The organism is Streptococcus mitis, assembly GCF_002096815.1.
In the GTDB taxonomy this organism is placed as follows: Bacteria; Bacillota; Bacilli; order Lactobacillales; family Streptococcaceae; genus Streptococcus; species Streptococcus mitis_AD.
In genome coordinates, this window is record NZ_NCVJ01000021.1 from 25,328 (window position 1) to 44,986 (window position 19,659).

Annotated in this window: 22 protein-coding genes; 21 read left to right on the forward strand and 1 reads right to left on the reverse strand. The window is 42.8% G+C overall.

All coding sequences use genetic code 11. The features are described from left to right. Positions 1-27: 27 nt before the first annotated feature. The 14 genes from B7696_RS06835 (at position 28) to B7696_RS06900 (ending at position 10,181) form a co-directional block, all read left to right on the forward strand. Positions 28-594 carry a mechanosensitive ion channel family protein gene (locus B7696_RS06835; RefSeq protein ID WP_084862911.1) on the forward strand — a complete coding sequence of 189 codons (567 nt, stop codon included), beginning with the start codon at positions 28-30 and terminating at the stop codon, positions 592-594. Positions 595-645: 51 nt separating this feature from the next. Next, positions 646-1,554, forward strand: coding sequence for a magnesium transporter CorA family protein (locus tag B7696_RS06840; protein ID WP_084862913.1), 909 nt, complete (start codon positions 646-648; stop codon positions 1,552-1,554). 14 nt (positions 1,555-1,568) lie between these two features. Continuing rightward, the gene (locus B7696_RS06845) at positions 1,569-2,096 is read left to right on the forward strand and encodes a YqeG family HAD IIIA-type phosphatase (protein ID WP_000963748.1); all 528 of its coding nucleotides are present in this window, start codon (positions 1,569-1,571) and stop codon (positions 2,094-2,096) included. A gap of 2 nt (positions 2,097-2,098) precedes the next feature. Next, positions 2,099-3,205, forward strand: a complete 1,107-nt coding sequence (gene yqeH, locus B7696_RS06850; protein WP_084862916.1) for a ribosome biogenesis GTPase YqeH — start codon at positions 2,099-2,101, stop codon at positions 3,203-3,205. Positions 3,206-3,417: 212 nt separating this feature from the next. Beyond that, entirely contained in the window at positions 3,418-3,729 is a 312-nt protein-coding gene (yhbY, locus tag B7696_RS06855) for a ribosome assembly RNA-binding protein YhbY (protein ID WP_000060169.1), read from the forward strand. Between the two features lie 51 nt (positions 3,730-3,780). Continuing rightward, positions 3,781-4,410, forward strand: a complete 630-nt coding sequence (locus B7696_RS06860; RefSeq protein WP_084862918.1) for a nicotinate-nucleotide adenylyltransferase — start codon at positions 3,781-3,783, stop codon at positions 4,408-4,410. Beyond that, positions 4,410-5,003 carry a bis(5'-nucleosyl)-tetraphosphatase (symmetrical) YqeK gene (yqeK, locus tag B7696_RS06865; protein ID WP_084862919.1) on the forward strand — a complete coding sequence of 198 codons (594 nt, stop codon included), beginning with the start codon at positions 4,410-4,412 and terminating at the stop codon, positions 5,001-5,003. Before B7696_RS06860 ends, yqeK begins: the two co-directional genes overlap by 1 nt. Then, positions 5,004-5,357 (forward strand): ribosome silencing factor, encoded by a 354-nt coding sequence (rsfS, locus tag B7696_RS06870; RefSeq protein ID WP_084862921.1) that lies wholly within the window; start codon positions 5,004-5,006, stop codon positions 5,355-5,357. Between the two features lie 110 nt (positions 5,358-5,467). Continuing rightward, a complete protein-coding gene (locus tag B7696_RS06875) occupies positions 5,468-6,208 on the forward strand; it encodes a class I SAM-dependent DNA methyltransferase (RefSeq protein ID WP_282186196.1) in 741 nt (246 codons plus the stop codon). A 9-nt stretch (positions 6,209-6,217) separates the two neighbouring features. After that, complete coding sequence (locus B7696_RS06880; RefSeq protein WP_084862922.1) at positions 6,218-6,610, forward strand: hypothetical protein; 393 nt, start codon at positions 6,218-6,220, stop codon at positions 6,608-6,610. A gap of 14 nt (positions 6,611-6,624) precedes the next feature. Beyond that, positions 6,625-7,722 carry a nucleotidyltransferase gene (locus B7696_RS06885; protein ID WP_084862924.1) on the forward strand — a complete coding sequence of 366 codons (1,098 nt, stop codon included), beginning with the start codon at positions 6,625-6,627 and terminating at the stop codon, positions 7,720-7,722. Positions 7,723-7,853: 131 nt separating this feature from the next. Then, complete coding sequence (locus tag B7696_RS06890; RefSeq protein WP_192856296.1) at positions 7,854-8,108, forward strand: type II toxin-antitoxin system Phd/YefM family antitoxin; 255 nt, start codon at positions 7,854-7,856, stop codon at positions 8,106-8,108. 3 nt (positions 8,109-8,111) lie between these two features. Continuing rightward, complete coding sequence (locus B7696_RS06895) at positions 8,112-8,366, forward strand: Txe/YoeB family addiction module toxin (RefSeq protein ID WP_084862927.1); 255 nt, start codon at positions 8,112-8,114, stop codon at positions 8,364-8,366. 201 nt (positions 8,367-8,567) lie between these two features. After that, positions 8,568-10,181 carry a ribonuclease Y gene (locus B7696_RS06900; protein ID WP_000404936.1) on the forward strand — a complete coding sequence of 538 codons (1,614 nt, stop codon included), beginning with the start codon at positions 8,568-8,570 and terminating at the stop codon, positions 10,179-10,181. Positions 10,182-10,250: 69 nt separating this feature from the next. Here the strand turns inward: B7696_RS06900 and B7696_RS06905 are convergent, their stop codons facing one another. Next, positions 10,251-11,063, reverse strand: coding sequence for a DUF4839 domain-containing protein (locus B7696_RS06905; protein ID WP_084862929.1), 813 nt, complete (start codon positions 11,061-11,063; stop codon positions 10,251-10,253). A gap of 234 nt (positions 11,064-11,297) precedes the next feature. Between B7696_RS06905 and gmk the strand changes: the two genes are divergently transcribed. The 7 genes from gmk (at position 11,298) to pknB (ending at position 19,644) form a co-directional block, all read left to right on the forward strand. Then, a complete protein-coding gene (gene gmk / locus B7696_RS06910; RefSeq protein ID WP_000775041.1) occupies positions 11,298-11,924 on the forward strand; it encodes a guanylate kinase in 627 nt (208 codons plus the stop codon). A gap of 24 nt (positions 11,925-11,948) precedes the next feature. Further along, positions 11,949-12,263 (forward strand): DNA-directed RNA polymerase subunit omega, encoded by a 315-nt coding sequence (rpoZ, locus tag B7696_RS06915; RefSeq protein WP_000979235.1) that lies wholly within the window; start codon positions 11,949-11,951, stop codon positions 12,261-12,263. A 65-nt stretch (positions 12,264-12,328) separates the two neighbouring features. After that, positions 12,329-14,725 (forward strand): primosomal protein N', encoded by a 2,397-nt coding sequence (locus B7696_RS06920; RefSeq protein WP_084862930.1) that lies wholly within the window; start codon positions 12,329-12,331, stop codon positions 14,723-14,725. A gap of 12 nt (positions 14,726-14,737) precedes the next feature. Further along, positions 14,738-15,673 (forward strand): methionyl-tRNA formyltransferase, encoded by a 936-nt coding sequence (gene fmt / locus B7696_RS06925; protein ID WP_070842433.1) that lies wholly within the window; start codon positions 14,738-14,740, stop codon positions 15,671-15,673. Next, positions 15,666-16,979 (forward strand): 16S rRNA (cytosine(967)-C(5))-methyltransferase RsmB, encoded by a 1,314-nt coding sequence (gene rsmB, locus B7696_RS06930; RefSeq protein WP_192856297.1) that lies wholly within the window; start codon positions 15,666-15,668, stop codon positions 16,977-16,979. The genes fmt and rsmB overlap by 8 nt, the downstream gene beginning before the upstream one ends. A gap of 14 nt (positions 16,980-16,993) precedes the next feature. Beyond that, positions 16,994-17,734: a Stp1/IreP family PP2C-type Ser/Thr phosphatase gene (locus tag B7696_RS06935; RefSeq protein ID WP_084862934.1), complete on the forward strand. Its 741-nt coding sequence runs from the start codon at positions 16,994-16,996 to the stop codon at positions 17,732-17,734. Beyond that, the gene (gene pknB, locus B7696_RS06940) at positions 17,731-19,644 is read left to right on the forward strand and encodes a Stk1 family PASTA domain-containing Ser/Thr kinase (RefSeq protein ID WP_049511029.1); all 1,914 of its coding nucleotides are present in this window, start codon (positions 17,731-17,733) and stop codon (positions 19,642-19,644) included. Before B7696_RS06935 ends, pknB begins: the two co-directional genes overlap by 4 nt. The last annotated feature ends 15 nt before the right edge of the window (positions 19,645-19,659 follow it).

Consider the following 19,659-nt stretch of genomic DNA (forward strand, 5'->3'; position numbering starts at 1 on the left):
TGGTATAATAAATGAAAGGAGTTTTCTATGAAAGAATTTATTCAAACCTACCTCAACAAGCTTGATATAACAACGATTATTGAGAATATCTTAACCAAGTTAATTTCTCTGTTATTTCTATTTTTGCTATTCTACATAGCTAAGAAAATGCTCCATACCATGGTGCAGAGAATTGTTAAACCTTCTTTAAAAATGTCTCGCCACGATGTCGGGCGTCAGAAAACCATCTCACGTTTATTAGAGAATGTGTTTAATTATACCCTTTATTTCTTTTTGCTTTATTGTATCTTATCTATTTTAGGTTTACCTGTTTCTAGTTTGCTGGCTGGGGCTGGGATTGCTGGGGTGGCTATTGGGATGGGAGCTCAAGGCTTTCTGTCTGATGTTATCAATGGCTTTTTCATCCTCTTTGAACGGCAACTGGATGTGGGAGATGAGGTTGTTTTGACAAATGGCCCCATTACTGTATCGGGCAAGGTCGTCAGCGTTGGCATTCGAACAACACAACTCCGAGGAGAAGACCAGGTTCTACACTTCGTTCCTAATCGCAATATCACCGTCGTCAGCAATTTCTCTCGGACAGACCAGGCCTGAAATTTTAGCAGATTTATGGTACAATAGAAAGAGTTTGGTAAAGGAGAGAAGATGTTTTTAGAAAAACGGTTGGGCAATGGCTGTGCCTGGATTAACCTAGATTTGGACAAGTTGAAAAAACTAGAAGATCTTTCAGAAATCTACGGTTTGGACAAGGAAACCATTGAGTACGCACTGGATAGGAATGAGCGAGCCCACATGGATTATCACCGTGAAAATGGGACTGTGACCTTTATCTACAATGTCTTGAACTTGAAAAAGGACAAGGAATACTACGAAGCCTTTCCTATGACCTTTATCGTGGAACATCGTCGTCTGATTACCATTAGTAATACCAAGAATGCCTATGTCATTGAACAGATGACTCGTTATCTGGAGAGTCATGACACGCTTTCGATTTACAAGTTTCTCTTTGCCAGTCTGGAAATCATCAGCAATGCCTACTATCCTGTCATCGAGCAGATGGACAAGAGTAAGGATGAGGTCAATGGTCTCTTGCGTCAGCGGACGACCAAGAAAAATCTCTTTGCCTTGTCTGACTTGGAGACCGGTATGGTTTATCTTACTGCGGCTGCTAAGCAAAATCGCATGTTGCTGGAACATATCCAAGGGCATGCCCTTTATCGCAGTTTTAATGAGATTGAGAGAGAGCAGTTTGATGATGCCATGATTGAAGCTCATCAGTTGGTGTCCATGACAGACTTGATTTCTCAAGTTCTCCAACAACTATCAGCATCTTACAACAACATCCTAAACAATAATCTGAATGATAATTTGACAACCTTGACCATCATTTCAGTCTTGCTAGCTGTTTTGGCAGTCGTAACAGGCTTTTTTGGAATGAATGTTCCCCTACCTTTAACAGATGAGCCCCATGCTTGGCTCTACATCAGCTTGGCCAGTGCAGGTTTGTGGATTATCCTGTCATTATTACTAAGGAAAATTGCGAAAAAAAGTTAAGAAAAGGAGCCAGAATGGCGATTGAAAATTATATGCCAGATTTTGCTGTGGAAGCAGTCTATGATCTGACAGTCCCAAGCCTGCAGGCGCAGGGAATCAAGGCTGTTTTGGTCGATTTGGACAATACCCTCATTGCTTGGAACAACCCTGATGGGACGCCAGAGATGAAGCAATGGCTACATGATCTCCGTGACGCGGGTATTCGCATCATTGTGGTCTCAAATAACACCAAAAAACGAGTTCAACGAGCAGTTGAAAAATTTGGGATTGATTACGTTTATTGGGCCTTGAAGCCCTTCACATTTGGGATTGACCGTGCCATGAAGGAATTCCACTATGAGAAAAGTGAAGTGGTCATGGTTGGCGACCAGCTCATGACAGATATTCGAGCAGCCCACCGTGCTGGCATTCGCTCGATTTTAGTCAAACCCTTGGTCCAACATGACTCGATCAAAACTCAGATTAACCGAGCTCGTGAGCGTCGTGTCATGCGAAAAATCACTGAAAAGTACGGACCGATTACATATAAAAAAGGAATTTAACTATGGAAGAAATTCTCTGTATTGGTTGTGGATCAACCATTCAGACGACAGACAAGGCTGGACTTGGATTTACTCCTCAGTCAGCACTTGAAAAAGGCTTGGAGACTGGCGAAGTCTATTGCCAACGCTGTTTCCGTCTCCGCCACTACAATGAAATCACGGATGTCCAGTTGACGGACGATGATTTCCTCAAGCTCTTGCACGAGGTGGGAGACAGTGATGCCTTGGTGGTCAATGTCATTGATATCTTTGATTTCAATGGCTCTGTCATCCCAGGCTTGCCACGTTTTGTCTCAGGCAATGATGTCCTCTTGGTGGGAAATAAAAAAGATATCTTGCCCAAGTCTGTTAAACCAGGCAAGATTAGCCAGTGGCTCATGGAACGTGCCCACGAAGAAGGCCTTCGTCCAGTCGATGTCGTCCTAACTTCGGCACAAAACAAACATGCCATTAAGGAAGTCATTGACAAAATCGAGCACTATCGTAAGGGGCGCGATGTCTATGTGGTTGGTGTAACCAACGTTGGAAAATCAACTCTCATCAATGCCATTATCCAAGAAATCACGGGTGACCAGAATGTCATCACGACTTCGCGTTTCCCAGGGACAACCTTGGACAAGATTGAGATTCCACTTGATGACGGATCTTATATTTACGATACGCCGGGAATTATCCACCGCCACCAGATGGCTCATTATTTGACTGCTAAAAACCTCAAGTATGTCAGCCCTAAAAAGGAAATCAAGCCCAAAACCTATCAGCTTAATTCTGAACAAACCCTGTTTTTAGGTGGCTTGGGACGATTTGACTTCATATCAGGAGAAAAGCAAGGTTTCACAGCCTTCTTTGACAATGAACTCAAACTCCATCGTACCAAACTAGAAGGAGCTAGTGAATTTTATGGTAAGCACCTTGGAACTCTTTTGACACCACCAAATAGCAAGGAAAAAGAAGATTTTCCAAAACTAGTCCAACATGTCTTTACCATCAAGGATAAGACAGACCTAGTGATTTCAGGACTCGGCTGGATTCGCGTAACAGGCACCGCCAAAGTCGCCGTCTGGGCACCAGAAGGCGTTGCAGTCGTCACACGAAAAGCAATTATTTAAAACAAAATCGCTGAGCGAACAAAGTGAGCTCATATAGCGATAGTTATTGCCGTGGTGTCTTGCCAATCTGTAGATTGGCAAGGGGCACAATTGAGACCAAGGCTCAATTGTGAGGTCAGGAAATCCATTTTTCAAAGATGAGATCTTTGGAAAATTAGTTCCGACCGTCCCTCACCACCTAAAATAACTATCAAAAAACAAGGAAGAAAATTATGTCATTAACATCAAAACAACGTGCCTTCCTCAACAGCCAGGCACATACCCTCAAACCCATCATCCAAATCGGAAAAAATGGACTTAACGACCAAATCAAAACCAGCGTCCGCCAAGCTCTTGATGCTCGTGAATTGATTAAAGTAACGCTCTTACAAAACACAGATGAAAACATCCACGAAGTAGCTGAAATCTTGGAAGAAGAAATCGGTGTGGATACAGTCCAAAAAATCGGACGCATCTTGATTTTGTTTAAACAGTCTAGCAAGAAAGAGAATCGCAAGATTTCTAAAAAAGTCAAAGAAATATAGAAAAACTACTCCAAACAACTGTTTTTACAGAGAAATAAAGGAGACTAGCCTATGGCAATCGAATTATTGACTCCCTTTACCAAGGTAGAGTTGGAGCCAGAAATCAAGGAGAAAAAACGCAAACAAGTCGGGATTTTAGGGGGGAATTTTAACCCTGTTCACAATGCCCATCTCATTGTTGCGGACCAAGTACGCCAGCAGTTGGGACTGGACCAGGTTTTGCTTATGCCCGAATACCAACCTCCTCATGTAGATAAAAAGGAAACTATTCCTGAGCACCATCGTCTCAATATGCTTGAATTGGCGATTGAGGGAATTGAAGGCCTAGCCATTGAAACCATCGAGTTGGAGCGCAAGGGGATTTCCTACACCTACGACACCATGAAAATCTTGACAGAGCAACATCCTGATACGGATTATTACTTCATTATCGGAGCTGATATGGTGGACTATCTGCCTAAATGGTACCGAATTGATGAGCTGGTTGACATGGTTCAGTTTGTGGGGGTTCAGCGTCCACGCTACAAGGCTGGGACTTCCTATCCAGTTATCTGGGTGGATGTGCCTCTCATGGATATCTCGTCCAGCATGGTGCGTGACTTCATTGCTCAAGGTCGGAAACCCAATTTTCTCCTACCTCAGCCTGTGCTAGACTACATCGAGAAGGAGGGGCTCTACTGATGGTATATCAAGACTATATCAACTGCTCTCGTGAGGCTTTGTTGGAAAAAATGGCAGAGCTTCTACCTGAAAAACGTTTAACCCATTGTCTAGGTGTAGAGAGTGCAGCCATAGAGCTAGCCGAGAGATTTGGAGTCGATGCTGAGAAAGCAGGTCTAGCAGGGCTCCTTCATGACTATGCTAAAAAGCTGTCAGATCAGGAATTTCTGGATTTGATTGACCGTTATCAGCTAGACCCTGACCTCAAAAACTGGGGCAATAATGTCTGGCATGGCATGGTCGGCATCTACAAGATTCAGGAAGATTTAGATTTGCATGATTCAGAAATCCTGCGAGCTATTGAAATTCATACAGTCGGGGCTGGTCAGATGACAGACCTAGATAAAGTCATCTACGTTGCAGACTATATCGAGCATAACCGTGCCTTTCCAGGAGTGGATGTGGCGCGTGAAATTGCTGAGCTATCGCTCAATAAGGCAGTGGCCTACGAAACAACTCGTACCGTGGAGCATCTAGCTCATCAGGGATTCCCCATCTATCCCCAAACCCTTGAAACCTATAACGCCTTTGTGCACTATTTGAAAGAGGACTAAATGAACGAAAAAGAATTACTAGAACTAGTCGTGAAAGCGGCTGATGAGAAACGTGCAGAGGATATCCTCGCACTTGATGTCCAAGATTTGACCAGCGTGACTGACTACTTTGTTATTACTAGTTCAATGAATAGCCGTCAGTTGGACGCTATCGCTGATAATATCCGTGAAAAAGTAGCCGATGCAGGCTTTAAAGGCAGTCATGTCGAAGGAGATGCAGCTGGAGGTTGGGTTCTACTAGACCTCGGCGCTGTTGTCGTGCATGTCTTTTCAGAAGAAATGCGTGCCCACTATAACTTAGAAAAGCTATGGCATGAGGCAAATTCAGTAGATATTTCAGAAGCTCTTGCTTAGAAGACGAACTCAGTTGCAGTCAACTGGGTTTCTTTGCTTATTTTAGAAAAAATTGATTGAAAGGTAAAGGGCGAGTGGTGTTTGCCATGGAGGCTCTTGGTATCATGATTATGGCGACTTATGAAACCTTTGCGGCTGTTTACGATGCTGTGATGGATGACAGTTTATACGATAAATGGATGGATTTTTCTCTGCGTCATTTGCCTAAGACTAAGGAGAGAAAGAAACTCTTGGAATTGGCTTGTGGGACAGGTATCCAGTCTGTCCGCTTTTCTCAAGCTGGCTTTGATGTGACTGGACTTGACTTGAGCGCGGATATGTTGAAGATTGCTAAGAAGAGAGCGGCTTCAGCCAAGCAAAAGATTGATTTTATTGAAGGCAATATGCTGGATTTGTCCAAGGCAGGTAAATATGACTTTGTCACATGTTATTCGGACTCTATCTGCTACATGCAGGATGAGGTGGAAGTAGGGGATGTTTTTAAGGAAGTCTATAATGCCCTTAACGAAGCTGGCGTTTTCATCTTTGATGTGCATTCAATCTACCAGACAGATGAGGTCTTTCCAGGCTATTCCTACCATGAGAATGCAGAAGATTTTGCCATGCTCTGGGATACCTATGAGGACGCTGCACCTCACTCCATCGTCCATGAGTTGACCTTCTTTCTAAAGGAAGCGGACGGTTCCTTTAGTCGCCACGATGAAGTGCATGAGGAGCGGACTTATGAGGTTCTGACCTATGATATTTTGCTGGAACAGGCCGGTTTCAAGTCCTTCAAACTCTATGCGGACTTTGAAGACAAAGAGCCAACAGAAACAAGCACTCGTTGGTTTTTTGTGGTGCAGAAGTAGGAGGTTGATATGGTTCGATCAAAATATTCTTGGGAAGAAGTTTCGCAGTTTAATCGTATCCGTCAAAATGGAACGCTTTGGGAAAAAGATGGGCAATACTTTTATGTTCAGGAAGAAGGAACCGTATTTTCAGAGTTAGTTGTTTACGATATGTCCAAGAAACTTTTTGATATGTTAGTAAATGAAATAAAATCAGAGGATGATATCCGACATATGCTAATGTACGGAACATGGCCAATGACGGTTGCTGGATACCATAGTCCAACTATGTTGATAGCTTATCCTAAACTACAAAAGAATTATAGTAATGAACAACTAGCAGAGATCCTTCCAGTGGGAGAAAAACAATGGCTTAACTGGAGAGGGAGATTGCCTGAGTGGTATCGTAGATTTCGTCATTAGGAAGGGAGATTACTATGACCATCACAGGTATTATCGCGGAGTTTAATCCTTTTCATAATGGCCACAAATACCTGCTGGATCAGGCAGAGGGGCTGAAAATTGTCGCCATGTCTGGGAATTTCATGCAGAGAGGCGAGCCTGCTATTGTGGATAAGTGGACAAGGGCCCAGATGGCACTGGAAAATGGCGCAGACTTGATAGTGGAATTGCCCTTTTTAGTTAGTGTTCAGGCGGCGGATTTCTTTGGCCAAGGGGCTGTGGATATCTTGGCTCGATTGGGCATTGATAGCCTGGTTTTTGGGACAGAAGAAGTTCTGGATTACCAGAAAATTGCTGACTTATACACAGAGCAGGGTGCTGAGATGGAGCAATTTGTGGAAAATCGACCTGATTCCCTTTCCTATCCCCAGAAAACTCAGGCCATGTGGAAGCAATTTGCGGGTCTTGATTTTTCAGGCAATACGCCCAATCATGTCCTTGCTCTGGCCTATGCCAAGGCGGTTGCTGGGTACAACATCAAACTTCATCCGATTCAGCGTCAGGGCGCTGGTTACCATTCTGTGGACAAGGATGTGGACTTTGCCTCGGCGACAGCTCTTCGTCAGCATCAAAGTGACAAAGATTTCTTAGAACGCTTTATGCCTTCTGTTGCCCTATTTGAGCAGACGAGTAAGGTGAGCTGGGAAGACTATTTTCCTTTGCTCCGCTATCAAATCTTGTCAAATCCAGACCTAACCACCATCTATCAGGTCAATCAAGAGATGGCTGTGCGCATCAAGGAAACTATCAAGACGGCTCAGTCTGTTGACGAATTAGTCGAGGCGGTTGCGACCAAGCGTTATACCAAGGCGCGTGTCAGACGCCTCTTGACTTATATCTTGGTGCAAGCTAGAGAAAGTGACTTGCCAGAAGGTATCCACGTCCTTGGATTTACCGAAAAAGGCAGACAACACCTCAAGTCTCTGAAAGCGCAGGTCAATCTAGTCAGCCGAATTGGCAAAGAACCATGGGATACCATGACTCAAAAGTCAGACCGAATTTACCAACTAGGACAACCAAGTATAGCAGAGCAGAATTTTGGAAGAGTGCCCATTAGAATAGAAACAAACTAAGTCTACTGAAAGGTAGGCTTTTTGAGAATTTTTACGAATATATAGATAGAAAAGAAAATCTTGTACAAGTTCCTGACAATTTCTTTCTTTTCGTGTATAATAGTGGAAAAGAGGTAAAACGAGGTATGGTTATGGAAGCAGTTCTTTATTCAACATTCCGAAATCATTTAAAGGACTACATGAAGAAGGTAAACGATGAATTTGAGCCTTTGACGGTGGTCAATAAAAATCCAGACGAGGACATTGTAGTCCTTTCAAAGAGTGAGTGGGATAGTATTCAGGAAACTTTGAGAATCGCTCAAAACAAGGAACTTTCTGACAAGGTCTTGCGAGGAATGGCTCAAGTTCGTGCTGGAACCACTCAAGTCCATGTTATTGAGGAGTAAGAAATGCTGCTCAAGTTTACAGAAGATGCCTGGGCAGATTATTGCTACTGGCAAACTCAAGACAAGAAAACACTCAAAAGAATCAACAAGATAATCAAGGATATTCAACGTAATCCGTTTACAGGAATAGGAAAACCAGAACCGCTTAAATATGACTACCAAGGAGCTTGGTCACGTCGTATTGATGCAGAAAATCGCTTGATTTATATGATGGATGGAGATAACGTGGCTTTCTTGTCCTTTAAAGATCATTACTAAGTCTACTGAAAGGTAGACTTTTCTCAAATCTCTACTAAGCAACTATTTCTAAGAAATAAGGATTGCACAGACATATTTTAGTAAAATAAACTCCAATTTCCCTAAAACATATTCTATTTTAGGTTTGTGAAAATCACTTTTTTATGGTAGAATGTAAAAGAATGTATGTCATTCGGAATAACAATAAAATGAGGTAAAAACATGGAGATCATGTCGCTTGCGATTGCTGTTTTTGCCGTCATCATTGGTTTAGTCATTGGATATGTCAGCATCTCAGCTAAGATGAAATCATCTCAGGAAGCTGCGGAGTTGATGCTTTTAAATGCTGAACAAGAAGCAACTAATTTACGTGGACAAGCTGAGCGTGAAGCAGATTTACTTGTTAATGAAGCTAAGCGTGAAAGCAAGTCTCTTAAAAAAGAAGCACTATTGGAGGCCAAAGAAGAAGCCAGAAAATACCGTGAAGAAGTGGACGCTGAATTCAAATCAGAACGTCAAGAACTCAAACAAATCGAAAGTCGTTTGACCGAGAGAGCTACTAGCCTCGACCGTAAGGACGACAATTTGACGAGTAAAGAACAAACACTTGAACAAAAAGAACAAAGTATTTCTGATAGAGCGAAAAACCTTGATGCGCGTGAAGAGCAATTAGAGGAAGTCGAAAGACAAAAAGAAGCAGAACTAGAGCGTATTGGTGCTCTGTCGCAGGCAGAAGCACGAGATATTATCTTGGCTCAGACAGAGGAAAACTTGACAAAGGAGATTGCCAGCCGCATTCGTGAAGCTGAGCAAGAGGTTAAGGAACGTTCTGATAAAATGGCTAAGGATATTTTAGTTCAAGCCATGCAACGTATCGCTGGTGAATATGTAGCGGAGTCGACAAACTCAACAGTTCATCTCCCAGATGATACTATGAAGGGACGCATTATTGGTCGTGAAGGTCGTAACATTCGTACCTTTGAAAGTTTGACAGGGGTCGATGTGATTATCGATGATACACCAGAAGTGGTGACCTTGTCAGGATTTGATCCAATTCGTCGCGAAATTGCCCGTATGACTATGGAAATGTTGCTCAAGGATGGTCGTATTCATCCAGCTCGCATCGAAGAGTTGGTTGAGAAAAACCGTCAAGAGATTGACAATAAGATTCGTGAGTACGGTGAGGCTGCTGCCTATGAAATTGGTGCGCCAAACCTTCATCCGGACTTGATGAAGATTATGGGACGTTTGCAGTTCCGTACTTCATATGGACAAAATGTCTTGCGCCATTCGATTGAAGTTGCTAAGTTGGCTGGTATCATGGCGAGCGAGCTTGGTGAAAATGCGGCTCTTGCCCGTCGTGCTGGTTTCCTTCACGATATTGGGAAAGCCATTGACCGCGAGGTTGAAGGTAGCCACGTTGAAATCGGTATGGAATTGGCTCGTAAGTACAAGGAACATCCGGTTGTGGTGAATACAATTGCTAGTCACCACGGAGATGTTGAAGCTGAGAGCGTCATTGCAGTGATCGTCGCTGCAGCAGATGCCTTGAGTGCGGCCCGTCCAGGTGCTCGTAGTGAGTCTCTTGAAAGCTATATCAAGCGTCTCCATGATTTGGAAGAAATTGCTAACGGCTTTGAAGGAGTGCAAACTAGCTTTGCCCTTCAAGCAGGACGTGAAATCCGCATCATGGTCAATCCAGGACAAATCAAGGACGACAAAGTCACAATCTTGGCTCACAAAGTTCGTGAGAAAATTGAAAACAATCTCGATTACCCAGGAAATATCAAGGTAACCGTGATTCGCGAGCTTCGTGCAGTAGATTATGCTAAATAATAAAAACTGAGGTCAGAAGAGAATCTGACTTCAGTTTTTTGAATAAATTATTTGCAACTATTTGTTATATTATCGAGGTGAAATCTCAATTGGTGATAAGTAGATTAAATCTTGTTTATCGTTATAGGACTGTATTTTAGCTCGAATATGTATTTTTTGTCCGTCTATAAAATTTTTATTGTTAAATGATTTAAAAGCAGAATTAGAGGTTAATTTTCTTTTTGAAAATATAAAATTTGCTATAGGTTGTTCATTATGGATATAGTTGTCAGGATATATAGTGACATCAAATTTAGTTATTTTTTTAGTTATTTTGTCAATATAGGCATCAAATTCAGTAGTTTGATCTTTAAGTTTTTTTACTAATTTAGATTTTGTTTTTTTATCCTTAGTTTGAATCAGAGATTTAAAGTCTTCATTGTTTTCTACTGTGATAATAGATGTTTGTGATAGGCTTGTTGACGAGGTTTTGGTCGAGCTTGATGTGGTGTTAGTTGAACTAGAGGAAGCAGGCGTCGAACTTGATGATGTAGAGAATGATTCACTAGTTTTCTCGACAGATTTTTCAACAACGCTACTAGTTTCTGTAGATGAAGGAGTAGAAACAGTAGTTGATTTATCTGAGTTTCCTCCAAATAGAACTAAAAGAAGAATTGTAAATGTCACACCTGCACCAGTTAAATATGGAATTAATTTTTTGAATTTTAATTCCATAGGGCTCAGTGGTGTGATTTCAACTTCAGCTTCTTTTTCAAAAAAACCAAATATTCCAGCATTTCCTTTTTCAATAATATTGATTTTAACCTCATTTTTTTTGAGATTGAGTTCATATAAGCCATTTTCAATCGCTTCATCAACATTCTTTCCTTTATAAATTGGCATAAATCTCTCCTTTTTATACTAGTCGTTTCATTATCTCTTAAATAGAATAAAAAGGCAAGTATATTTTAAGGGAATACCTTGTATAAATCTAAATAAATAAGAAAGAGCAGTTGAAAAATTACTGCTTTTTTGTTACACTAGATAGAAAGACTGTAGAAGGATAGTTTGTACTAAATGCTACTATCTGAAGGGAAATCTTATTTTATTTTTACAGACTGACTAAAAGGAGACACAATGGCAGACCGAGGCTTACTAATCGTTTTTTCTGGTCCTTCAGGGGTTGGAAAAGGAACGGTTAGAAGAGAGATTTTTGAGAGTTCTGAAAACCAATTTCAATACTCTGTATCGATGACGACACGCGCACAACGTCCTGGAGAAGTGGACGGTGTTGACTATTTCTTCCGTACTCGTGAAGAGTTTGAAGAACTGATTCGTCAAGGACAGATGTTGGAATACGCAGAATATGTCGGCAACTACTATGGAACTCCTCTGACCTATGTCAATGAAACTTTGGACAAGGGAATCGATGTTTTCCTTGAAATTGAAGTTCAAGGTGCTCTTCAGGTCAAAAAAAAGGTTCCAGATGCTGTCTTTATCTTCCTGACACCACCAGATTTGGATGAATTGCAAGATCGTTTGGTAGGTCGTGGAACAGACAGTGCAGAAGTGATTGCCCAACGAATCGAAAAAGCCAAGGAAGAAATTGCCCTCATGCGTGAGTATGATTATGCGATTGTCAACGATCAGGTGCCCCTAGCTGCTGAGCGTGTCAAACGTGTGATCGAAGCAGAGCACTTCCGTGTGGATCGTGTTATTGGTCACTATCAGGAGATGTTACCGAAGTCTCCAACTACCCGATAAAATTTAGAAAATAGGTACAAGCAAATGATGTTAAAACCCTCTATTGATACCTTGCTCGACAAGGTTCCTTCAAAATATTCACTCGTAATCTTGGAAGCAAAACGTGCCCACGAGTTGGAAGCAGGTGCGCCAGCAACTCAAGGTTTCAAGTCTGAAAAATCAACTCTTCGCGCTTTAGAAGAAATCGAATCAGGAAACGTAACCATTCACCCAGATCCAGAAGGAAAACGTGAAGCAGTGCGTCGCCGTATCGAAGAAGAAAAACGCCGTAAAGAAGAAGAAGAAAAGAAAATCAAAGAGCAAATCGCTAAAGAAAAAGAAGATGGTGAAAAAATTTAAGGTTGGGGGGACTCAATCTTATTTTTTCTATTGCAAGAATGTACTGATAAGGAGGAGGTGAGAAGATGGCTATAGCCAAGATTATCGTTGATGTGCCCTTGATGCAGACGGACCAGCCCTATAGTTATAGGATTCCTGAGGAATTTGAGGGAATGCTGGAAGTTGGGATGCGGGTTCATGTGCCTTTTGGCAAGGGCAATCGCCTGATTCAAGGGATTGTTCTTGGTTTGGAGTTCCAATCAGATGAGGAAGAGATGGAGCAAGATTTAAAAGATATAGCCGAGGTACTGGATTTTTCTCCTGTTCTCACGCAAGAACAACTCTGGCTGGCTGAGGAGTTACGCAAGTCCGTCTTCTCCTACAAGATCTCCATCCTCAAGGCTATGTTACCTGGATTTCTGAACTCCAGCTATGACAAGATTCTCTATCCTCTGGCAGGTCTGAGTCAGGAAGACCGAGATCGTCTGTTTGGTTCAGAAGATTCGCTTGCCTTTTCTTCTCTAGATTTAGGTAAGCAAGCTGAAATGATGCGATTGACTAGAAAAGGCCTGCTTGGGCTAGAATATCAGGCAATTGATCAAAAGAAGGTCAAGACCCAGTCTTGGTATGAGGTTGATGCTACTCAGTTAGAGAAAATTGAGATCTCTACGCGTGCCAAGAAAAAGTTAGAACTGAGAGACTATTTGCTTTCTCATCCTGAGAGTGCTTCCTTGGCTAGTTTGTTAGAATCCTACTCGCGGGAGCAAGTCAACTTCTTTGTGGAACAAGGTGCTGTGACCATAGTCCAAAAGGAAGTTCAACGCTCGGCTGCTTATTTTGAAGGCATTGAGGCAAGTCGGCCTTTGGAGTTGAATCCAGAGCAAAGACAGGCGCGTGATGCGGTTGTCAGTGCGATTGGTAGTCATCAGCCTCCCTTCCTCCTTCAAGGGATTACAGGAAGTGGGAAGACCGAGGTTTACTTACAAATAATCCAAGGAGCTTTGGATAAGGGGAAAACAGCCATCTTACTGGTGCCTGAGATTTCCTTGACTTCACAGATGACGGAGCGTTTTATTGCTCGTTTTGGTGAGAAAGTGGCCATTCTTCACTCAGGCCTGTCCAATGGTGAAAAGTATGATGAATGGCGCAAGGTTGAGCGTGGAGATGCCCAAGTTGTGGTTGGCGCCAGATCGGCCATCTTTGCTCCGCTGAAAAATCTGGGTGTAATGATTATTGATGAGGAGCATGAAGCGACTTATAAGCAGGACAGCAATCCCCGTTACCATGCCAGAGAGGTGGCTATTTTACGGGCTCAGTATAATCAAGCGGCTTTGGTCCTCGGGTCCGCGACACCGAGCTTAGAAAGCCGTGCGAGGGCTGGAAAAGGCGTTTATCAACACTTACGTCTGACCCAACGGGCCAATCCTTTGGCAACGATTCCTGAGGTTCAGGTGATTGACTTTCGGGACTATATTGGGCAAAATGAAACGTCAAATTTTACACCGCCTTTGCTAGAAGCCATTCAAGACCGTCTGGCTAAAAAAGAACAGGTGGTTCTCATGCTCAATCGTCGTGGTTATTCTAGCTTTGTTATGTGTCGGGAGTGTGGGACGGTGGATACTTGTCCTAACTGTGATATTTCCTTGACCTTGCACATGGATACCAAGACCATGAACTGCCATTATTGTGGTTTTTCAAAGGATATTCCTCAGGTCTGTCCTAATTGTAAGAGTCGCAGTATTCGTTACTATGGAACAGGGACTCAAAAGGCTTATGATGAGCTAGCAGAGCTTTTTCCTCAGGCTCGCATTCTACGTATGGATGTGGATACGACCCGTAAGAAAGGTAGTCATCAAGCTCTTCTTGACCAGTTTGGGCGAGGGGAAGCGGATATCTTGCTTGGGACTCAGATGATTGCCAAGGGCTTGGATTTTCCAAATGTGACCCTAGTAGGAGTTCTAAATGCCGATACAGCTTTGAATCTGCCTGATTTTCGTTCTTCTGAGAGAACCTTCCAGCTCTTGACTCAGGTGGCAGGTCGGGCAGGTCGGGCTGAAAAAGCTGGTCAGGTCTTGATTCAGTCCTATAATCCGCAACATTATGCTATTCGATTTGCCAAGGATCAGGATTACGAAGGCTTTTACGCTTATGAAATGGGAATCAGACGACAACTAGGCTATCCACCTTACTATTTCACGATTGGCATTACCCTTTCTCACAAGAAAGAAGAAGAGGTGGTCAAACGTGCCTATGAAGTCATGAACATTTTGCGGTCAGGCTTGTCAGAGACCAGTAACATTCTTGGGCCAACGCCCAAACCCATTGCTCGTACCCACAACCTTTATCATTATCAGATTTTAATTAAATATCGTTTAGAAGATGAGCTGGGGCCGACCCTCAACCAAGTTTTGGCCTTGACTCAAGAACGGGAAAATAGTGAGCTCCGTCTCAGCATTGACCATGAGCCACAGCAATTTTTATAAGAAGGAGAAGATATGACAAAATTAATCTTTATGGGGACCCCCGGCTTTTCAGCAACAGTCTTAAAAGGACTTTTGACAGATGACCGTTACGAGATTCTAGCTGTTGTGACCCAGCCAGACCGTGCTGTTGGTCGTAAAAAAGTTATCCAGGAGACCCCAGTTAAACAAGCTGCCAAAGAGGCAGGACTTCCTATCTACCAACCTGAAAAATTATCTGGAAGTCCAGAGATGGAAGATATTATGAAGCTAGGAGCAGATGGAATTGTGACTGCTGCTTTTGGGCAGTTTCTCCCAAGTAAACTCCTTGATAGCATGGACTTTGCGGTTAATGTTCACGCCTCCCTTCTTCCAAAACACCGTGGTGGAGCGCCAATCCATTATGCCTTGATTCAAGGAGATGAGGAAGCTGGTGTGACCATTATGGAGATGGTTAAGGAAATGGATGCAGGAGATATGATTTCTCGTCGCAGTATTCCTATCACAGATGAGGATAATGTTGGGACCCTGTTTGAGAAATTAGCGCTTGTTGGTCGTGATTTGCTTTTGGACACTTTGCCTGCCTATATTGCTGGGGAAATCAAACCTGAACCGCAGGATCCAAGCCAGGTTAGTTTCTCTCCAAATATCAAGCCAGAAGAAGAAAAACTGGACTGGAATAAAAGCAATCGTCAACTCTTTAACCAAATCCGTGGGATGAACCCCTGGCCTGTGGCCCATACTTTCCTTAAGGGAGACCGCTTTAAGATTTATGAAGCCCTACCAGTAGAAAGTCAGGGAAATCCAGGTGAGATTCTCTCTATCGGCAAGAAAGAATTGATTGTCGCAACAGCAGAAGGAGCTCTATCCCTCAAACAAGTGCAGCCAGCTGGTAAACCTAAGATGGACATTGCTTCCTTCCTCAATGGAGTTGGACGCACATTGACAGTAGGAGAACGATTTGGTGACTAAAGTAGAAACGGCTAGAAGTTTAGCTCTAGCAGTATTAGAGGATGTTTTTATCAATCAAGCATACTCAAATATCGCCTTAAATAAGCATCTCAAGGGGAGTCAACTTTCGGCAGCAGACAAGGGCTTGGTGACCGAGCTGGTCTATGGAACGGTAGCCCGTAAACTGACTCTGGAATGGTACCTATCCCACTTTATCGAAGACAGAGACCAGTTAGACAGCTGGCTCTATGTCCTTCTTCTCATGAGTGCCTACCAACTCTGCTATTTGGACAAGATTCCAGATCATGCTGTGGTCAATGAAGCAGTAGAATTGGCCAAAGTTCGTAAAAAAGGCAGTGAAAAATTAGTCAACGCCGTCCTTCGTCGTATTCTGCGTGAAGGCTGGCCAGATATTGCCAGCATCAAGCGAAAAAACAAGCGTGATTCCATTGCCTATTCTCTCCCAGTTTGGCTAGTTGCCAAGCTCAAGGAAGAATACGGAGAAGAGCGAGCACAAGCTATTTTTGAAAGTCTTTTGGTGCGTAACAAGGCCAGCATTCGTGTAACGGACCTAGGACGAAAAGAAGAAATCCAAGTCTTGTTGGAGGCCAGTGATTCATCCTTGTCTCCCTCTGGTCTTGTGAAGGAGCAGGGGCATTTTGCAGGCCATGATTTGTTTGCGGATGGAGCCATTACCATCCAAGACGAGTCTAGTCAGCTGGTTGCTCCGACGCTTGATTTACAAGGTTATGAGCAGGTTCTAGATGCCTGTGCGGCTCCGGGTGGAAAAACAGCCCATATAGCTTCTTATCTCACGACAGGTCAGGTTACGGCTTTGGACTTGTACGACCACAAGTTGGACTTAATTCAAGAAAATGCCCAACGTTTAGGAGTTGCAGATCGAGTTCAAACGCAAAAATTAGATGCCAGAAAGGTGCATGAGTTTTTTGGTCAGGATTCATTTGATAAGATTTTGGTGGATGCTCCCTGTTCAGGAATCGGTCTTCTGCGCCGTAAACCAGACATTAAATACAATAAAGAAACGGCAGATTTCGCGTCCTTGCAGGAAATTCAGCTAGAAATATTAGGTAGTGTTTGTCAAACACTACGCAAAGGTGGTATAATAACTTATAGTACCTGTACTATTGTCTCAGAGGAGAACTTTCAAGTCGTACAGGCATTTTTAGAAAGTCATCCTGAATTTGAGCAGGTAACACTAGAACATGAATGTAAGGATATCATGAAAGATGGCTGTATCCTCATCACACCTGAATTGTATGGAAGTGATGGATTCTTCATCAGTCAATTTCGCAAGATATCGGATTAGGAAGGAACTAACACATGGAAATTTCATTATTAACAGATGTTGGTCAGAAACGAACAAATAACCAAGACTATGTCAACCACTATGTCAATAGAGCTGGACGTACCATGATTATCCTAGCTGATGGTATGGGAGGTCATCGCGCAGGGAATATCGCTAGTGAGATGGCGGTAACAGACCTGGGTGTAGCTTGGGTTGATACACAAATCGATACGGTTAATGAAGTGCGTGAATGGTTTGCGAACAACCTTGAGATTGAAAATCAAAGGATTAACCAATTGGGACAAACTGAAGCCTATAAAGGAATGGGAACAACCCTTGAGGCTGTAGCCATTATTGATAATCAGGCTATTTATGCTCACATCGGAGATTCTCGTATCGGTTTGATTCGTGGAGAAGAATACCACCAGTTAACGAGCGACCATTCTTTGGTCAATGAATTGCTTAAGGCAGGTCAATTGACGCCAGAAGAAGCTGCTAGCCATCCACAGAAAAATATTATTACCCAGTCAATCGGTCAAAAAGACGAAATTCAGCCTGATTTTGGAATGATCACCCTTGAGCCTGGTGACTATCTCTTACTCAATAGTGATGGTTTGACAAATATGATTTCAGGCAGTGAGATTTCTGATATTGTAACCAGCGATATTTCTTTGGCAGATAAGGCAGCAACCTTGATCCGTTTTGCCAACAATGCAGGTGGTTTAGACAACATCACAGTTGCCCTTATTGCTGTTAATGAGGAGGAAACAGAATGATCCAAATCGGCAAGATTTTTGCCGGGCGGTATCGGATTCTCAAACAGATTGGCCGAGGAGGCATGGCAGATGTTTACTTGGCTAAAGATTTGATTCTAGATGGGGAAGAAGTGGCGGTAAAGGTCCTGAGGACCAACTACCAGACAGACCCGATTGCTGTGGCTCGTTTTCAGCGGGAAGCGAGAGCCATGGCAGATTTGGACCATCCTCATATCGTTCGGATTACAGATATCGGTGAAGAAGAGGGACAACAGTATCTCGCAATGGAATATGTTGCTGGGTTAGATCTCAAACGCTATATCAAGGAACATCACCCTCTTTCAAATGAAGAAGCGATTCGAATCATGGGACAAATCCTTCTGGCTATGCGCTTAGCCCATACTCGAGGGATTGTTCACAGGGATTTGAAACCGCAAAATATCCTTTTGACCCCAGATGGGACTGCCAAAGTTACAGACTTTGGGATCGCAGTAGCCTTTGCAGAGACAAGTCTGACTCAGACCAACTCAATGCTAGGTTCCGTTCATTATTTGTCTCCAGAGCAGGCGCGTGGTTCTAAAGCAACTGTGCAGAGTGATATCTATGCCATGGGGATTATTTTCTATGAGATGCTGACAGGTCATATTCCTTACGATGGGGATAGCGCAGTGACCATCGCCCTCCAGCATTTCCAGAAACCATTGCCATCGGTTATAGCTGAAAATCCATCTGTGCCTCAGGCTTTAGAAAATGTTGTTATTAAGGCAACTGCCAAGAAATTGACAGATCGCTACAAATCAGTCGCTGAAATGTATGTGGATTTGTCGAGTAGTTTGTCTAATAATCGTCGTAATGAACCAAAGCTAGTCTTTGACGATGCAACTAAGGCAGATACTAAAACTCTTCCTAAAGTTCCACAAAGTACTCTGACTTCTATTCCTAAAGCTCCGGTACAAGAGGGAAGACCTCAATCTAAGCCCCAGCCTCATCAGACAGAAAAACCAGTACCTAGTCCAAAGCCAACCAAACGGCGTCGCCTGAAAGCACGTTATCCAATTTTATTGGCGACCTTCTTGTTAGTTGTGGCATCCTTGGTATGGATTTTATATAGAACGCCCGCTACCATTGCCGTTCCAAAGGTGGCAGGTCAGACGGTTGCTGAGGCTAAAGAAGCGCTTAAGAAAGCCAATTTTGAGGTTGGTGAAGAAAAAACAGAGGCTAGTGATAAGGTTGAAGAAGGTCGTGTTATTCGTACCGATCCTGACGCCGGTACGACACGCAAAGAAGGAACAAAAATTAATTTGATTGTGTCTTCTGGTCAGCAGTCTTTCCAACTCGGAAATTATCTTGGAAGAAAATCTAGTGATGTAGTGGCAGAGTTGAAAGGTAAGAAGGTTCCAGAAAATCTAATTAAGATTGAGGAAGAAGAATCCAACGAAATCGAAGCTGGTACAATCATGAAACAAAGTTTACCGGAGGGAACAACCTATGATCTTAGCAAGGCAACTCAAATAGTTCTGACTGTTGCTAAAAAAGTGAATTCTATTTCAATGCCAAGTTATATTGGTTCAACTCGAGAATTTGCAGTTAATAATCTTACAGAGATATATGGAATTAAAAAAGCTAATATCGAAGTTGTAGAAGTGTCTACTGCTCCTGAAGGAACAGGTGAGGAGACTGTTGTAGAGCAAAGTCCAAAACCGGGTGGAAAAATTGATTTAGCCAGCACACGTATTAAAATTTCGATTTATAAACCCAAAACACCACCATCAAGTTCCTCTTCAACGTCAGTTCCACGTGGTAACCAAGGTTCACCTACTACTCCAAATCAAGGGAATCAACAAGGTGGCCAGCAAGGAAATCAACAAGGAACGGTTCCTACTCCGACTCAACCAAATAGTGAAGGAAACCACGAAAATTCTCGTGATTAAACGAATCTTTGTCAT

Bases quoted from the DNA above. Each gene is read 5' to 3' on its own strand.
- rpoZ (WP_000979235.1), top strand. From the start codon at position 11,949: ATGATGTTAAAACCCTCTATTGATACCTTGCTCGACAAGGTTCCTTCA.
- B7696_RS06890 (WP_192856296.1), top strand. From the start codon at position 7,854: ATGGAAGCAGTTCTTTATTCAACATTCCGAAATCATTTAAAGGACTAC.
- B7696_RS06840 (WP_084862913.1), top strand. From the start codon at position 646: ATGTTTTTAGAAAAACGGTTGGGCAATGGCTGTGCCTGGATTAACCTA.
- B7696_RS06905 (WP_084862929.1), bottom strand. From the start codon at position 11,063: ATGCCAATTTATAAAGGAAAGAATGTTGATGAAGCGATTGAAAATGGC.
- gmk (WP_000775041.1), top strand. From the start codon at position 11,298: ATGGCAGACCGAGGCTTACTAATCGTTTTTTCTGGTCCTTCAGGGGTT.
- B7696_RS06860 (WP_084862918.1), top strand. From the start codon at position 3,781: ATGGCAATCGAATTATTGACTCCCTTTACCAAGGTAGAGTTGGAGCCA.
- B7696_RS06935 (WP_084862934.1), top strand. From the start codon at position 16,994: ATGGAAATTTCATTATTAACAGATGTTGGTCAGAAACGAACAAATAAC.
- B7696_RS06920 (WP_084862930.1), top strand. From the start codon at position 12,329: ATGGCTATAGCCAAGATTATCGTTGATGTGCCCTTGATGCAGACGGAC.
- rsfS (WP_084862921.1), top strand. From the start codon at position 5,004: ATGAACGAAAAAGAATTACTAGAACTAGTCGTGAAAGCGGCTGATGAG.
- pknB (WP_049511029.1), top strand. From the start codon at position 17,731: ATGATCCAAATCGGCAAGATTTTTGCCGGGCGGTATCGGATTCTCAAA.
- B7696_RS06885 (WP_084862924.1), top strand. From the start codon at position 6,625: ATGACCATCACAGGTATTATCGCGGAGTTTAATCCTTTTCATAATGGC.
- yqeK (WP_084862919.1), top strand. From the start codon at position 4,410: ATGGTATATCAAGACTATATCAACTGCTCTCGTGAGGCTTTGTTGGAA.
- B7696_RS06900 (WP_000404936.1), top strand. From the start codon at position 8,568: ATGGAGATCATGTCGCTTGCGATTGCTGTTTTTGCCGTCATCATTGGT.
- B7696_RS06845 (WP_000963748.1), top strand. From the start codon at position 1,569: ATGGCGATTGAAAATTATATGCCAGATTTTGCTGTGGAAGCAGTCTAT.
- B7696_RS06835 (WP_084862911.1), top strand. From the start codon at position 28: ATGAAAGAATTTATTCAAACCTACCTCAACAAGCTTGATATAACAACG.
- B7696_RS06880 (WP_084862922.1), top strand. From the start codon at position 6,218: ATGGTTCGATCAAAATATTCTTGGGAAGAAGTTTCGCAGTTTAATCGT.
- B7696_RS06895 (WP_084862927.1), top strand. From the start codon at position 8,112: ATGCTGCTCAAGTTTACAGAAGATGCCTGGGCAGATTATTGCTACTGG.
- fmt (WP_070842433.1), top strand. From the start codon at position 14,738: ATGACAAAATTAATCTTTATGGGGACCCCCGGCTTTTCAGCAACAGTC.
- yhbY (WP_000060169.1), top strand. From the start codon at position 3,418: ATGTCATTAACATCAAAACAACGTGCCTTCCTCAACAGCCAGGCACAT.
- B7696_RS06875 (WP_282186196.1), top strand. From the start codon at position 5,468: ATGGCGACTTATGAAACCTTTGCGGCTGTTTACGATGCTGTGATGGAT.
- yqeH (WP_084862916.1), top strand. From the start codon at position 2,099: ATGGAAGAAATTCTCTGTATTGGTTGTGGATCAACCATTCAGACGACA.